The sequence below is a fragment of the Collimonas fungivorans genome (assembly GCF_001584145.1).
In the GTDB taxonomy this organism is placed as follows: Bacteria; Pseudomonadota; Gammaproteobacteria; order Burkholderiales; family Burkholderiaceae_D; genus Collimonas; species Collimonas fungivorans.
In genome coordinates, this window is the sequence record NZ_CP013232.1 from 2,800,790 (window position 1) to 2,815,957 (window position 15,168).

The following is a 15,168-nucleotide window of genomic DNA, read 5'->3' on the forward strand; positions in this document are numbered from 1 at the left end:
GCAAAAAAACTGCGCGTTCCATTCACCCTTCCCATTCAAATACATAGCCGCTCCAGAACATTGCCGTATTGATATTTTTTATAAACGGCCATTTACACTGGTTCAATGGCTGGACCAATTTAACGTATTTGAATTTAAATGTAAAGTGCATCATTCGGGTCATGGTGACATAGCCAATTCTCCACGAACCCCGCACGCAGTGCCGTGGTTTCATTGCTGGCACGGCTAAGTTCACATCCGATCAATGCGATTGGAATGGCTGGAACAACGCGGGCATCGGCCACTCGGCGCTCTGCGAACTGAACTACACCCCGATGGACGACAAGAGTGAAGTGCATATTACCCAGGCGATCGGCATCAACGAGAACTTCCAGATCTCGCGCCAATTCTGGTCGCATAAATTCGCGAGATCGTTCCCACTTATGGACAAAAGCTCAATGAGAACCCGCAGCTGCTTGCGACGACATGGGCAAGCACCGCTGAAACTTTGCAATTGACTATCGACTATCGCATCGCCAAGTTTGGAGGGCTTCGTTCAAGGGGCCGCTCCCATCGAGCACCCTGGACAAGTGAAAAAAGTGCCAGATATCGCGCTATAGTGCTGCGAAGCTCGGTGTAAGCGGCATCCGCTTACTCTCTATCTGGTTGGCAATGGAGATTGGTGTGCACGAAGACGTCCATCTTCAGGCACGCCTACTACCGCTACCACCCCTCCTTTCCTTGACATGCTCGCTTATTTGTTGGATCTTCCTTAAATCACTAATTTACTTTCGCAATAGCGTCTTAGATTTCCCGGTAACTTCCAACTCCACGCGACGATCTGGCTGCAAACAAGAAATCAGCTCTACACGATTTATTTGATCACATGTAGTTATCGACTCTCGCTTGCCCCTCCCTTCAGCGTGCATTAATGCGGACTGAATTCCCGCGTCAGCAAGATAACTCACCACAGTTTTGGCGCGACTCGATGACAACGCGTCATTGTAGGCATCTGTGCCAAGACGATCTGTATGGCCAATGACAAGTATTTTCTCGACAGTCATCGTTTTTAATTGTTGAGCGAGTTGATCTAGCTTTACCCGTCCTTCGGGCAAAATATCTTTTCTCTCTCCATGAGCGAATCGAAATAATGCGTCAGTTGCCAAACTTATTTTTTGCACTTCCACTGGCGGTGCGACGGCGGCAAGCGCAGGGGGAGCAGCATTAGGCACTGGGTTCAGTATGTTTGCACATTCAGGACGATCCCAATACATAGCTCTGGTTAAGCTATTCGCATCAAAATCAACACGATATTGGCATGTGATGAACTCATCCCCTTTCCCTGTACGGAAATTGAAAATGTAATTCCATTGTTTCGGTCCAAAGAGCCCTTCGCTGAAATGTGGCTTGTCGATTAGCGCATAAAGCTGATTTTTCGACATCCCAGTTCTTATCTTCCGCAGGTTCTCCTCATTTGGAAAAGTACCCTCTTTAAGCCACGCCGTGGATCGAGCAGGAAACTTCACTTGTTGATCACCGCTTGCATCGGTAGTATTTTCAGCGGCGTTATGACTGGTAGCGCATCCACCTAGCAGCATCGCCACGAATGTTAGCGCGGCAAGCACTTTATGTTTGTTACTCATATATCACCCTTTATTTTTTGTTGTCCAGGTCCGAAGAACCTGGACAACATGGCGTAGATTAACGGTCTCCAAGGCGACAATCAGAAGTGGAAGCCAGCGCCGGCGCCGGCACCAAACTGACCTTGCGTGTTCGTCGTTACTGCAGCTTTGACCACCCAACGGCCGTTATCCGATACTTTGGAAACCCCTAATGCGAGCGAACTTTGTCCTTGATATGTACCGACTGCAGCAGATGCCATGCCGGCACCAGCGTAGATCGACTGCGTCAGCGACGCGACAGCAATCGCAGAAGCCGCGCCGGCATCAGCATTCTTGCCAATCTGATTGATATCGCGACGGACGCCAGCAATCTGGTTGTCCGTATAAGCATTTGCTTGACTGACAGCGCCTTGAAGCTGACCATAGTTGACGGCATCACCCGACGACACGCCATTGGCGACGTTATGAATTGCAACAGCACTACCGCCACTATTAAGTGTCACACTGGTGTCGTTCACCGAGCCATCCGCGTTAGCGTCATATTTGACTGCGCCCTTGGTTGCGCTATTTAGCTGTCCCACGTTGACGGCATCTGTATTAGCCGTACCCGCCGCCACATTGGCAATTTGACGCTCGTTCCCGGCAGATCCCACAGAAACCGTATTGACGCGATCGGCAACTGAACCGTTGCCCAAAGCAACCGAGTTATTGGCGGTTGCACTGGCATTGTGGCCAAGCGCAGTGGAGTTCGAGCCGGATGCAACGGCCCCCGATCCACCGGCCGCAGAACTGCTGCCTGTAGCCTTGGGGGCCGTGGTTGAGTCAGGACTTACCTGAAACATCCCAGTCGATCCGGTCCCAAGATTATTTGCAAGATTCTTGATCTGGTTATCGGTGTATTGGGCAGCCTGGGTCACAGCGCCATCCAATTGCCTGAGATTGACTGCATCGGTAGCTTGCGACCCATCGGCGACACTTGTCAGCTGACGTTCAGCACCTGGGGCGCCGATAGAAACCGTACCAGCAGTGTTGTTTTGCACGTTGGAATACGGGCCGACATAGTTTTGGGCACCGCGTGTCGCTTGAGAGCCGCTACCCAAGGCAACACTGTTGTCGGCGGACGCCGTTGCGCCATTGCCGATTGCAACACTGTTGGCATTGTTTGCAACCGCATTAGGTCCTGCCGCAAGGCTATTATTTCCGACTGCTTGTGAGTCCGGCTGCGTGGAATTCACATGGAAATACTTGATGCCACCACCGCCATTAATGTTGTTGAGGCTATTGTTCAAAGTGGTTAAGTTGTTGTCCACGGCGCCCAATGCACTACCCACATTATTGTAATTATTCCCCTGGACCGTATAGTTCGGCGCCGTGACCTGACCGGTCACCGGATCAAACGTCGAACCACCACCGAAGTTGTTTGCTATCGACGTCCCAGCCTTGTTCAACTGAGAACCATTGATCGCATCCGTTGATGCCGCACCCAAGCTGCCTGGTGCAACATTATGCAAAATCACCGGACCGGTAGCCGCGCCGACCAGGGTCAGATCCTGGGATGGTATGCCACCATTTGGCGTGGTCGGCGTTGCGGCATCCGAATATTGCACTGGGCCTACTCCGCCTGTGTTCAATTTTACGATCGCCTGATTCGTCGCAAACAACTCACTGCCGTTGATTGCATCCGTCGATGTCGCCGTCACCCGACCTGCCGCTACATTGGTGATGGTGCGCTCGCTGCCAACGGCGCCAACGCTGATTGTGCTGGTCGGCGCCGTGCCTGCGAAGGTGTAGACCGTACCGCCGATCGTCACTCCAGTGGTGGCGACCGCCGCCGCCGTCGCTGATCCCGAACCTAGAGCCACGTCGCCAGCGTTTGTAGCCGTCGCTAGGTTCCCAATGGCTAATGCAAAGTCTGCGGTTGCTCTCGAATTTGATCCTATCGCAACAGACCTTGTTGCCGACGAGAAGGACGTGTCTCCTAGCGCCAGCGCCTTCGTTCCCGAAGACACAGCGTTTCCCCCAATTGCAGTAGAGGAACTGCCAGTCGCGGTGGCACTCTGGCCGATCGCAATTGCAAATCCATTCGCTGGACCGCCATTGGTGCTCACATTCCCGACTGCCACCGCATTAGAACCCAGGGCAATCGAATTCCTGCCGCTTGCATTGGTGTTATACCCTAGCGCTATCGCATAGATATTGCTGGCCGTTGCCTGATTGCCAACCGCCACCGAGCTCACCCCTGCCGCGTTTGCGCCATTGCCATAGGCCGATGCGTTGATACCGGAGGCCACGGCCAGAGGCCCTGAAGCCACCGAATCCGTGCCAGTCGCCTGGCTATCCGCCAATATCGAATTGGCATGGAAATACTTAATGCCACCACCGTTGTTAATGTTCGTGACTGTCGTGCCAAGATTGGTCACTGCCGTGTCGGTGGCAAACAACTGGCTGCCGTTCACCGCATCGGTGCTGGTCGCAGTAATACGAGCTGCAGCCACATTGGTAATAGTGCGTTCGCTACCCAATGCTCCTACACTCACCGTGCTGGTGGGCGCAATACCTGCATAATTGTATGTAGTGCCGTTGATGGTGCCGGTTGCTGTCGCTACCGCCGCTGCCGTCGTCGAACCTGTGCCCAACGCAACATCGTTTGCATTGGTGGCGGTCGCGCCGGAACCCAGAGCTACGCCCTTCGCGGCGGATGCCCTGGCGGTATCACCCAATGCAATGCCGCCGGCGGCCGAAACTGTGGACGCATTACCCAACGCCACCGAGCCTTGGCCTGTCGCTGCGTTGCCGCTACCTTGCGCCAACGCACCGTTGCCATTGGCGGTATTGTTCGCACCCACTGCGACAGCACCGGTGCCGGTGGCTGAATTTGGATCACCAATCGCTACCGCACCATTGCCGCTTGCTGTCTGCTGGCTACCGATTGCTACCGCGCCGGTACCGCCGGTCACGTTCGACTTGTAGCCGATCGCGGTAGAACCCAAGCCGGCACCTGACGCTACTGACGATGTATCGCCAATTGCCACTGTGCTTGCCGCTCCGGCATTAGTGAAGCTACCCAAGGCTACCGCGCTCAGACCAGTAGCCTGCGATTGATTGCCCACCGCCGTACTGCCGAAATTCGACGCTACCGTGCCGATCCCCAAAGCCGTAGCGTTGGTTCCGCTTGCAGTAGAACCCAGGCCCAAAGCGGACGCCTGACCACCGGAAGCATTAGCCGTCGCACCGACTGCCGTGGAATTTCCTCCTGATGAGAGCGCATGATTACCAACCGCAGTGCTATTGCCGCCCGTCGCCGCGGAGGTCACGCCAATCGCTGTGTCCTGCGCGCCAGTTGCTTTTGCCTGGTTCCCGATTGCCGTGGCATCGGTGTTGGCAGCAACCGCCGCAAAACCGATCGCAATGCTGGTCGTGCCGCTGGAGGTAGCGCTATGGCCGAAGGCTACACTATCCACGCCCGAAGACACGGCGTTGCCGCCGATGGCCACCGTGTTGCCGCCTGTCGCCGACGCGCCAGCACCCAATGCGACATCATTGGCAATGGTGGCCGAGCCGCTGACGCCAGCAACCGCGCCGCTGCCCATGGCGATGCCATTGGTGTTGTAAGCACTGGCAGTTGAACCAACTGCAATGCTATTGGTGCCGGAAGAGATTGCACCTGTGCCAAGCGCAGTGCTAGAACCCCCTGTGGCCGCCGCAGCGGAGCCGAATGCCGAATCGCCGGTGTTTGTGGCTTTGGAGTTCTGCCCGACCGCAGTGGCGTTCGCGCCACTCACTACCGCTGCCCAGCCGACTCCAGTGCCGTTGTTGCCAGTCACACTAATCTGCCTGCCTATGCCCACCGAGTTGGTTCCAGTCGCAGTGGACGCATCACCGATAGCGACGCTGATATTCTGTGCATTGGCGCCGCTGCCGCCACCAATGGCAATCGAAAATGAGCCTGCCGTGGCAGGAGCACTGCCGCCACTACCCGTTGCGGAAGAGCCATTTATCTGGTCAATCTGAATAGCTGTGCCGGCAAACATGGGGCCACTGAAGGCGAACAGGATCGCAGCTGCAGTCGCGGTCAGCAAACCTGACTTTCTTGGCGTCTGCCCTGAGCGGCTAGACTTTCCTTTTCCTCGCGTGAGTTCTGATGCAACAATCCGATTGCGAAGCGCCTGGCTATAAACGATCCAATAAGATTTACTCATGCTTCCCTCTATTGAAGTTAAAGTGTTTCTCTACAATGAATCAGAGCCATTACCTGGATGAAATTGACTTGAGGTGCTGTGCTACAGGAAATGATCACCGGAAATTTGCTGCGACTTATTGAGCCGCCGCAGATATAGCACCTGCCTGATAGCCCACTGGGGCCCAGTGTTCGTCTTTCCAGATCAGAGAGACGCGTTCCCACGAAGAAGCCTTGGCATAGACCGAAACGAAGGTGATCCCGACAAATTCACCCTGAGGCAAACTCGGATTATTAATTTGGTGTTCCATCGATTGCCAGATACGGCTGCTGGGTGATGTTCCCAGCCGGATGCGCATATCGTTGACGTATTTGATCCAGGCGCCTTGCTCTGATTTCAACTTCATCAACGCATCGCTTTGTTCCCACATCTGATCGACTTGCTGGCTGTCGGCTAAAGTCAGCCATTGCCGAGCCGTTTCAATAGCGGCATCAGCAGACGCGGGTTGCGCCGAAGCGGTAACGGGAACAAGAATGATGGAAAAAATCAGGATGGCCAGCGTGGCCAACGGAGATAGTTTGCGTGGCATTGTGAAACGTAAATCGTTCCAAACCGTGAGTCCGTTTGCAAAACCCAATTTATCCATTGCTCCCCCGCTTGGAATGATTTGTCTGTGCAAATAATTTTATTTGGGTGCATCAAGGAATGCCCAATGTGCCGCATTGCGTACTTGAAAAATCTCACATTCTCAAGGGGATGAAGAAAATTTACTTGATGAAATGAAGACTAATTTTCAAAAGATAATTTTTCCAGAGAAATTTCGGGCAATTAACATAAGTTCACAAATTGCGTTGTGCAAAGGCACGTGAGCCTAGGCGACGGTTTTGGCTCAGCACAAAATTGCACTTCCGACAGTATTAAATAATAAAATAGCAATACTTGAATCTCGGAGCGCAACTTTCAACAGGCATCGCGCGCCCGCTGCGATCTGCGCAGATGGGGCTGCGCGAGCATTCCTGCACCACCTCGCACCACAAGTGTGTCTGGCGGCAGTGGTCGCTGGGTGAATTGTTTGTTTTGTGATGACCTCGCAAATCAAGCATAATTGAGCACCTGCTCCTCGATTGAATGAGGTTTTTTCAATATCCGGCACCGTTTTTGATTGAGGGTGCCGATCGCTTTCAATATTACTTACGACGAAAAATTTCCATGAGTCAAGAAAATAACAAGAACACGGTAGCAAACGCCAAAAGCAAGCGCTTCTCCCGGCGTAAATTTATTGGAACTGCCGTTGGCGCCGCAGCCGTATTGGGCGGCTACTCGGTCCTGTTCGGTGGCCAATTCCGCGCCGCCAAGGCGGATCGCACGGTGGACGTGCTGCTGATCGGCGGCGGCATCATGAGTGCGACGCTCGGCGTCTATCTGTCCGAGCTGGAGCCTGGCTGGACCTATGAAGTGTTCGAACGCCTGGACAAAGTGGCGGAAGAAAGCTCGAATGGCTGGAACAACGCGGGCACCGGCCACTCGGCGCTCTGCGAACTGAACTACACCCCGATGGACGACAAGGGTGAAGTGCATATTACCCAGGCGATCGGCATCAACGAGAACTTCCAGATCTCGCGCCAATTCTGGTCGCATCAGGTGCGCAAGGGCGTTCTGGGCAATCCGCGCGAATTCATCAATTCGACACCGCACATGAATTTGGTCTTTGGTCCGGAGAACCGTGAATTCATTCGCAAACGCGTCGCGGCCTTGAAGGCGTCGCCGCTGTTCGCTGGCATGGAAATGACGACGGAACCGACCAAGATTGCTGAATGGATTCCGATCATGATGGAAGGCCGGAAGCCGGACGAGATGGTCACCGCCACCCGTTCGCCGCTCGGCACCGATGTCAACCTGGGCGCGATTACCCGCCAGTTCTACAAGCATCTCAGCAGCAATGCGGGCGGCAAGATCAACACCGGATATGAGGTACGCTCGATCACCCGCAATGAGGATGGCTCCTGGCGTGTATCGGCTTTCGACATCAAGGATAGTTCCAAGGTCCAGACCGTTGATGCACGCCACATCTTCATCGGCGCCGGTGGCGCCGCATTGCCGCTGCTGCAGTTGTCGGGAATTCCTGAAGCGAAGCAGTATGGCGGTTTCCCGGTAGGCGGAGAATTCCTGGTCACGGATAATCCCGCCATTACCTCGCGCCATCTGGCCAAGGTCTACGGCCTTGCGGATACGGGTTCGCCACCGATGTCGGTGCCGCATCTGGATACCCGCGTGCTGGATGGTAAAACCGTGCTGCTGTTCGGGCCGTTCGCCACCTGGTCCACCAAATTCCTCAAGAACGGATCGTATTTCGATATCGCGAAGGCAACCACGCCCTCCAATATCATTCCGCAACTTCAAGTCGGCGCCCATGAGTTTGCACTCGTCAAATATCTCGCGCAGCAATTGGAGTTGTCCAGGGAAGACAAGATGGCGGCGCTGCGCCGCTACATGCCTGAGGCAAAGGACGAAGACTGGCGTTTGTGGCAAGCCGGCCAGCGTGTGCAGATCATCAAGAACATGCCCGACAAGGGCGGCGTATTGAAGCTGGGTACCGAAGTCGTGGTTTCCGAAGATCGCTCCGTGTCTGCATTGCTGGGCGCGTCACCTGGTGGCTCTACCTCGCCAGCGATCATGCTGTCACTGCTGGAGAAGGTTTTCCCCGATCGGATGAATACACCTGCCTGGCAGAAAAAAATTCGCGAGATCGTTCCCACTTATGGACAAAAGCTCAATGAGAACCCGCAGCTGCTTGCGACGACATGGGCAAGCACCGCTGAAACTTTGCAATTGACTATCGCATCGCCAAGTTTGGAGGGCTTCGTTCCAGGGACCGCTCCCGTCGAGCACCCTGGACAAGTGAAAAAAGTGCCAGATATCGCGCTATAGTGCTGTGAAGCTCGGTGTAAGCGACATCCGCTTACACTCTATCTGGTTGGCAATGGAGATGGGCGCGCACGAAGGCGTCCATCTGTTCGTTTGTGTGCCGAATTGCCCCGCTCAGTTTTGACCTTCCCTCCATTGCCTGGCGAACGCCGCCACCCTGTCGTAAGACTCCTTGAAACCCAATTCAGCTAGATGAGATTTAGCAGGCGCTTTTTCGTCGCTTGCAGGGATGCCCTTCCTGAGCCTGCCATTCCTTGACCAATTGCCGGCGAGTACCGGGATAGTGCTCATCCAAAAAATCTACCGTCACAATGCAGTCGGCACGAAAGCGACGAAAATCGCCAAGCGACTCGCACCAGGCAGCAATGGACCACCGTGACTCCACGAAACCGAGCATGATCGGCCAGATCGTTTGCTCCAGCACGGGCCCGTCTTCTTCTCTATACGCGATGTGCATTTTGCGCTGCTCGCGTAGCATCTGTCGAACCCGCGCCAGATCAACCCCTGTATCTTCGCTTTGCCGACTGATATACAGCGCATTGTCATCCAGCGCTCGTCTCATTTCTGACGGAAGCACTGCATCGATTTTTGCAATCGCGTTCAGCATGGCATGCGCCAGGGCATCATCCGTTTGGCGGCTGACCCATTGGGCGCCGGCCGCAAGTGCATGAATTTCTTCTGCCGTGAAGGACAGCGGCGGCAGAAGGAAGCCTGGTCGGAGTATGTAACCAATACCTGGCTCACCATTGATATCAGCACCTAATGCTTGCAGTGTCGCAATGTCGCGACGGATGGTGCGTAGCGATACGCCAACCTCGCGTGCAAGTACCTCACCGGACACCGTTCCACGGTGTCGGCGAAGGACTTGCAAAAGGTCGAATAACCGATGGCTTCGCGACATGCTCAATCCATTACGACGAGGCATTTTCCACTGAGCTTAAGACCTGCCTCAAGCTCGGTGATCAGTTGGATCGCGTCCCCCAAAGGTACGACTCTGGCGATCGGCAGTCGAAATTTTCCTTTTCTTGCGGCATCGGCAAGGCTATCGAGAATGTCGGGCCTCGGCGTACCCACAATCGGCTTCAGTCGGCGGTTAAAGATCGAACGGATGAACTTGCCCGGGGTTGGGTTGAGGTCGAGGAACACACCATCCTTTTTCAGCAGGCTGAGTCCTATCTCGGTGGTCATCGTGGCGGCTGTGTCGTACACCACATCGTAACGTTCACCGATCGCCGATAAAACGGTGGCTCGATAGTCAAAGACGGTTTGAATGCCGAGCGAGCGTACCCGTTCCATCGACCCTGCGCTGCAGCTGCCTGCAACCGAGGCCCCGAACATACGCGCTATCTGCACGGTCGCTTCGCCCACTGCACCAGCGCAGCCATTGACGAAAACGTGTTGGCCAGCGCTCAGCTTCGCCTTATCTACCAAACCGTTCCAGGCCGTTATACCCGGAGTGCCGATGCAAGCCGCATCCTCGAAAGAAACTTCGTCGGGCTTCTTTGCCAAGAAGGCTTCTTTGGTCACCACAGCCTGACCCAGGGCGCCGCTCTCCTTGAAACGGGCTAGACCGAACACGGCGTCCCCCGGACGAAAGCGCGTCACGCCTGCACCGATCTCGGTCACCACCCCAGAGAAGTCCATGCCCATCGCGCGGGGGAAGGTATTTCCCGTAACAATCTTCATCTGGCCATTGCGCAGTTTCCAGTCGATTGGGTTGATGGCTGCAAATTTGACCTTCACGGCCACTTCGCCTTTACCCGGCGCGGCCACTTCGAAGTCGTCGAGCCGCATCAGTTCCGGGCCGCCGTACTTGTTATATTGGATACGTTTCATGGCAGGCCATATCCCTCTGGTTCAGCGAGGCAAAACCGGGTGGTTTGCTGAGTATGTGTAGTCATGGATGGTTCTCTTTTGTTGTGTCGGGAAACGCAGTCTAGTTCACCATGGTGCCAATTTCTGGCACCATGATGGCTGCTCCCGCCCTTCTGCGTAGGGAAAAATGCCGTCAGGCACCATTCATGCGCTCGCACAGTTACTGACCGGAACCCTCGACAATACGGAAATCACGCTCGGCAGCGGTCCCCAGCACTCGCAGTGCTGCTTGGTAGGCCTCGCTGGCATATGTCCGTTGCGCATGTTCAAAGCTGGAGAATTCGACAAGGACCGTGCGCTGCTTCAGGCCCGCTTCGTGCACCTCGAGTCCGTCCGAGGTGCGCGCCAAGATGGTTCCGCCGTTCGCAGCAATCGCCACTCCGGCCAGCGCGCCGTATGCTTTCAATGCCGACTCGTCCGATATCGATCGATACGCAACTACCCAATATCCCTTGTTCATTTTCACTCCTTTAATGTGACAGACACTAATTGACGGCTTGACGTCGGCGTCACGCGGCACCGACGTCAAGAGACGGTTTTTCTTGACATTCCCACTAGTGTCAATGTTATAAGCTTGCCGAAAATCAACATTGGATCGCACCTGTTCACACCGGCCGAAATCATCAACCAGGCGTACGCGATGTTTTCTTCGCAGGTCATTGTCCGTTATCCAGGCAATGCCTGCATCTCTCGAGTGGCTTCAAACATCAAGAAAAGGGATCCGATGAAACGAACAGCGCTCTACTTCGTCAGTATATTGGCGAGCTTGTTTCTCTTCATGACTCAGGCGCAGGCACAATCCACGAATGACTATTCTCAAGGCGTCGATGTAGCAGGAAGCAGCGCCACTGTGTGGTTCCAGTCCAATGTTAATACCAGCTGGGTCGATATACATTACCAGCTCAACGGCGGCGATCTTCAAAACCTCCGCACCAGCAGTGCCAACGGCCGCTATGTTCAGGGAATAAACAGCGTCGGCACCGGCAGCAACATCAAATACTGGTTTACGTACAATAATGGGACGCCTGCATACAATACCCCCGCCTTCAACTTTACCGTGGGCGCCGGAAATCCACCTCCGCCGCCACCGCCGCCATCCGCAGGAAACTGGAGCGGTCTCACTACATTCAATCTGGTCAATGGCACGCGAGGCGCATATCCGGATAGCCAGGTTTATTGGGCAATCATCGGCAAGGACTGGAACAGCGGCCGCTTCGTGTATGTGGATACGGGCGGAAACCTGATCCCCATGGGTATCGGCGACAACGGAGCCTTGAACAAGAATGGACAAGGATATACAAACTATTTCCATTCGCTGGCGCAAGGAAAATCGGTCACCATTCCGCCGATAAATTCGGCGCGCCTGCTGCTCAGCGTGGGAAGTCCCATGTATATCAAAGTCAACCAGGACGTGAACGGCAATATTGGCTATGCCGGCGCCAATATCGAAAATCCGTCGGATCCGAATATTGACGTGACCTTCGATTTCGTCGAAATGGCGATCGTTCCAAACCAGGGATTTTTCGGCAATACCACCCGGGTAGATCAATTCGGCTTCCCCGTCTTGCTGCGCCTTCAGGGACTCGATGGCTACGACCAGACAGTTGGAGAAACAGATACGCGCGCCGCACTGTTTCAAAAATATCTGGCGGAAGTTCCTGATGAGTTCAAAGGCCTGGCCCAGGCGCCATATGCGCCGTACCGCATTATTGCTCCTGCCCACGCAAGCTTCAATAACGGCGGCGCCAACGGCAACTATCTGGACAGCTATATTGCATCTCTCTGGAACAAATACAGCACGCAAACTCTGACGTTCACGGATCAACAGGGAACATTTTCCGGCCGCGTTGTCGGCAATCGCTTCCAGTTCACCGATGGACAAGGAAGCTACTACATCAATAACCGCCCTACCACCGCAATGGCATTGTTAGGCAGCGGCGCATTGAACGACGGATCCGGAACCACGCCGGGAACACCGGCTTACGACAAGCAACTGCAAATCCAGGCGCAAATGACTGCGGCAATCAATCGCCACGTCGTCGAAGATCCCGCGCACTGGAGTAACGCGGCTTACTTCTATCCGAACGGACAGGTATCCAATTACTTCTCGAAATTCTGGCATGATCATAGCGTGAACAAGCTGGCCTACGGCTTTGCTTACGATGACGTATGGGGATTCAGTTCATCTCTTCATACTTCGGCGCCTACTACGGCAACAGTCACTATCGGCTGGTAGATGCGCGCAGACGTGCACGTAAAACGCACGCAGCCCGCCATTCGGCGGGCTGCGACGTCAAGTGACCCGCCGGACTATTTTTTACGAACGGTCTTCTGCAAGGTTTCCGACTCAAGTACGTTCCTGATGAGCGGCCGATTTTTTCGCACGACGAGTGAGCACATGTAATAGTCAATGGTTACCGGTGCATCTCTAAGCTTGATCGCTTTGGTTCCCGGTATCGCCATGTATTCGATCTCGGATACGAAGCCAATGCCCAAGCCTTCCGCAATCGCATGCATGGTGGCTTCCCGGCTATTCAGTTCCATTACACAATTGATCTGGATGCCCTGTTTCCGGCACGCGTTCTCGAGCAATTCTCTCGTCTTGGAGCCGGGTTCACGCATGATGACAGCTTCGTTTTTTATGCTCGCCAGCGGTACCGACGATCTGCTCGCCCAGGCGTGGTCTTCCCTGACCACCGCGACAATAGGATAGGTCCGGTACGGCACGACGTGCAATCGCTTGTCCGTTTCTATGAAAGCCAGGATTGCTATGTCGATGGTGAAATCATAGAGCCTGGCGAGCGCTTCTTTTTCCGTGTTGATGGAGATCGCGAATTCAATGCCCGGATGCTTGCGCATTAAATCGTAGGTCAGGTTCATCACGACAGGCGGTGAAACTGCCCCGATACGCAGCAATCCTGTTTTTTGGGAATGCAAGCTTTGCAATAGCTGAACCGCTTCGTCTTCCTGACCGAAAATCCCTTCAGTAATTTCGTACAGCCGCCGGCCCGCATCGGTCAATTCGACATGCCGGCCGCGGCGGTGGAACAGTTCGACGGCAAACCTGCTTTCCAGCGCCTTGACTTGCTCGCTGACGGTTGGCTGGCCTATTCTCAGGTAGGCCGCGGCGGCGGTGAAACTGTGTGTTTTGGCTACGGCATGGAACGAACGAATCCATTTATGGTACTGGTACATAAAGATCCTTCAGAAACACATCTTCCTCAGTGGCCATATGGCCGTCCTGTCATTTCCCGCGGCCATATCCCCAAAGTACATATATGCCATTCAAATATGACAATTTTTCATTATCGGTTAAAACGATAGAAATAGAAGAATAATCGATTTGTACTATGCGATGGGCGCACCGACAATCTATTTACTAAAAGTCCATAACCAATAAACAGGAGACATCGATGACACACCGGTTCTGCAATCCCGTCGCAACCCACTTCGGTCTGGGCAGCCTTGAAGAACTGCCCCGTATCGTCGGCGGCGCAAAGGTGGTGGTCGTGACGTTTCCCGAAGCGCGCTCCTTAGGCCTGCTTAAAAAACTGGAGGACTTGCTGGGCGACCAGCTGGTTTATGCCATTGAAAATGTCCGCCCTAATCCGGATGTTGCCCAGCTGGCGGAAATGTACGACCGGTTCTGGCAGGACGAACATGCATGCGATACGGTTGTGGCGCTGGGCGGCGGCAGCGCTATCGATACCGCCAAGGCATTGATGGTTGGCACGGAAGGCGGAAGCTTCGATGAGCTGCTGGCCCTGCTTGCCGGCGGCAAGCAGTTCACGCCAAGCCGGGTGAAGACGCTGATTGCCATCCCGACGACCGCGGGCACGGGCAGCGAAGTAACGCCGTGGGCCACGATCTGGGATGCCGCCAAACAAAAGAAATACTCGCTGCACCTGGATTGCACCTGGCCCAAAGCGGCTATCGTCGACCCGGAGCTGATGCTTACCCTGCCCAGGTCGATTACCGTTTCCACCGGACTGGACGCCTTGTCGCACGCGCTGGAATCGATCTGGAACGTCAATGCGAATCCGGTTTCCGACGCCTTTGCGATCGGCGCGATCCACGAAATCATGGCTTGCCTGCCGCTACTTGCCAAGGAACTCGACAACCGGGCGCTGCGATCGTCCATGGCGCTTGCAGCGATGAAGGCAGGACTGGCATTCTCCAACACCAAAACCGCTCTTGCTCACTCCATTTCGTACGAGATGACCCTGCGCTACGGCTTGCCGCATGGCATAGCCTGCTCGTTCACCCTCCCCCTGGTCCTCGGCATGGCATGGGGCGAGCGTCCCGATAGAGACGCCGCCTTGCAGAAAGCGTTCAACAGCGACCGGAAACCCGCGGTAGAGCGCTTGCGGAATTTCCTGCACCAGCTGGAAGTGCAGACCGAATTTTCCGACTATGGCGTTTCGGACGAAGAGGCGCAGGAGATGGTGCAGCATGCTATGCAGGGCGCGCGCGGGAAAAATTTTATCGGTGCAAAGGCCGCTGTCGCTTTGCCATGAACAGCTGACGATTTTTACATTTCCATGGGAGGACAAGAAGCCTGCAACACCGCAGTATCCATATCGATTACA

10 protein-coding genes and 1 pseudogene are annotated in these 15,168 nt (G+C 54.7%); 4 read left to right on the top strand and 7 right to left on the bottom strand.

Annotated features, from left to right (window positions below):
• Positions 1–254 precede the first annotated feature (254 nt).
• Positions 255–401, top strand: a pseudogene (locus CFter6_RS26815) (malate:quinone oxidoreductase); the annotation flags it as partial.
• 363 nt (positions 402–764) lie between these two features.
• On the opposite strand, the gene CFter6_RS12160 reads toward CFter6_RS26815, so the two are convergent.
• The 3 genes from CFter6_RS12160 to CFter6_RS12170 form a co-directional block, all read right to left on the bottom strand.
• Complete coding sequence (locus tag CFter6_RS12160; RefSeq protein ID WP_061540144.1) at positions 765–1,622, bottom strand: outer membrane protein assembly factor BamE domain-containing protein; 858 nt, start codon at positions 1,620–1,622, stop codon at positions 765–767.
• Between the two features lie 80 nt (positions 1,623–1,702).
• Positions 1,703–5,800 (bottom strand): YadA-like family protein, encoded by a 4,098-nt coding sequence (locus CFter6_RS12165; RefSeq protein WP_082814727.1) that lies wholly within the window; start codon positions 5,798–5,800, stop codon positions 1,703–1,705.
• A gap of 115 nt (positions 5,801–5,915) precedes the next feature.
• Positions 5,916–6,425, bottom strand: coding sequence for a DUF4019 domain-containing protein (locus tag CFter6_RS12170; RefSeq protein WP_061540146.1), 510 nt, complete (start codon positions 6,423–6,425; stop codon positions 5,916–5,918).
• A gap of 563 nt (positions 6,426–6,988) precedes the next feature.
• Between CFter6_RS12170 and mqo the strand changes: the two genes are divergently transcribed.
• Complete coding sequence (gene mqo / locus CFter6_RS12175) at positions 6,989–8,707, top strand: malate dehydrogenase (quinone) (protein WP_061540147.1); 1,719 nt, start codon at positions 6,989–6,991, stop codon at positions 8,705–8,707.
• 196 nt (positions 8,708–8,903) lie between these two features.
• Here mqo and CFter6_RS12180 read toward each other — a convergent pair whose 3' ends face one another.
• The 3 genes from CFter6_RS12180 to CFter6_RS12190 all read right to left on the bottom strand — a co-directional run bounded on the left by CFter6_RS12180 (position 8,904) and on the right by CFter6_RS12190 (position 11,039).
• A complete protein-coding gene (locus CFter6_RS12180) occupies positions 8,904–9,605 on the bottom strand; it encodes a helix-turn-helix transcriptional regulator (RefSeq protein ID WP_167351380.1) in 702 nt (233 codons plus the stop codon).
• A 2-nt stretch (positions 9,606–9,607) separates the two neighbouring features.
• On the bottom strand, positions 9,608–10,540 hold the full coding sequence (locus CFter6_RS12185; RefSeq protein ID WP_061540149.1) for an NAD(P)-dependent alcohol dehydrogenase: 933 nt from the start codon (positions 10,538–10,540) through the stop codon (positions 9,608–9,610).
• A 199-nt stretch (positions 10,541–10,739) separates the two neighbouring features.
• Positions 10,740–11,039, bottom strand: a complete 300-nt coding sequence (locus CFter6_RS12190; RefSeq protein WP_061540150.1) for a DUF1330 domain-containing protein — start codon at positions 11,037–11,039, stop codon at positions 10,740–10,742.
• Positions 11,040–11,153: 114 nt separating this feature from the next.
• Here CFter6_RS12190 and CFter6_RS12195 point away from each other — a divergent pair, with 114 nt between their 5' ends.
• Positions 11,154–12,815 (top strand): glycoside hydrolase family 64 protein, encoded by a 1,662-nt coding sequence (locus tag CFter6_RS12195; RefSeq protein ID WP_236904244.1) that lies wholly within the window; start codon positions 11,154–11,156, stop codon positions 12,813–12,815.
• Between the two features lie 74 nt (positions 12,816–12,889).
• Here the strand turns inward: CFter6_RS12195 and CFter6_RS12200 are convergent, their stop codons facing one another.
• Positions 12,890–13,774, bottom strand: a complete 885-nt coding sequence (locus CFter6_RS12200; RefSeq protein ID WP_061540151.1) for a LysR substrate-binding domain-containing protein — start codon at positions 13,772–13,774, stop codon at positions 12,890–12,892.
• A 218-nt stretch (positions 13,775–13,992) separates the two neighbouring features.
• Here CFter6_RS12200 and psrA point away from each other — a divergent pair, with 218 nt between their 5' ends.
• Positions 13,993–15,096, top strand: coding sequence for an iron-containing alcohol dehydrogenase PsrA (gene psrA / locus CFter6_RS12205; protein WP_061540152.1), 1,104 nt, complete (start codon positions 13,993–13,995; stop codon positions 15,094–15,096).
• The last annotated feature ends 72 nt before the right edge of the window (positions 15,097–15,168 follow it).

Excerpts from the sequence above, each read along its gene's own strand:
- CFter6_RS12160 (WP_061540144.1), bottom strand. The coding sequence starts at position 1,622 with ATGAGTAACAAACATAAAGTGCTTGCCGCGCTAACATTCGTGGCGATG.
- CFter6_RS12165 (WP_082814727.1), bottom strand. The coding sequence starts at position 5,800 with ATGAGTAAATCTTATTGGATCGTTTATAGCCAGGCGCTTCGCAATCGG.
- CFter6_RS12170 (WP_061540146.1), bottom strand. The coding sequence starts at position 6,425 with ATGGATAAATTGGGTTTTGCAAACGGACTCACGGTTTGGAACGATTTA.
- mqo (WP_061540147.1), top strand. The coding sequence starts at position 6,989 with ATGAGTCAAGAAAATAACAAGAACACGGTAGCAAACGCCAAAAGCAAG.
- CFter6_RS12180 (WP_167351380.1), bottom strand. The coding sequence starts at position 9,605 with ATGTCGCGAAGCCATCGGTTATTCGACCTTTTGCAAGTCCTTCGCCGA.
- CFter6_RS12185 (WP_061540149.1), bottom strand. The coding sequence starts at position 10,540 with ATGAAACGTATCCAATATAACAAGTACGGCGGCCCGGAACTGATGCGG.
- CFter6_RS12190 (WP_061540150.1), bottom strand. The coding sequence starts at position 11,039 with ATGAACAAGGGATATTGGGTAGTTGCGTATCGATCGATATCGGACGAG.
- CFter6_RS12200 (WP_061540151.1), bottom strand. The coding sequence starts at position 13,774 with ATGTACCAGTACCATAAATGGATTCGTTCGTTCCATGCCGTAGCCAAA.
- psrA (WP_061540152.1), top strand. The coding sequence starts at position 13,993 with ATGACACACCGGTTCTGCAATCCCGTCGCAACCCACTTCGGTCTGGGC.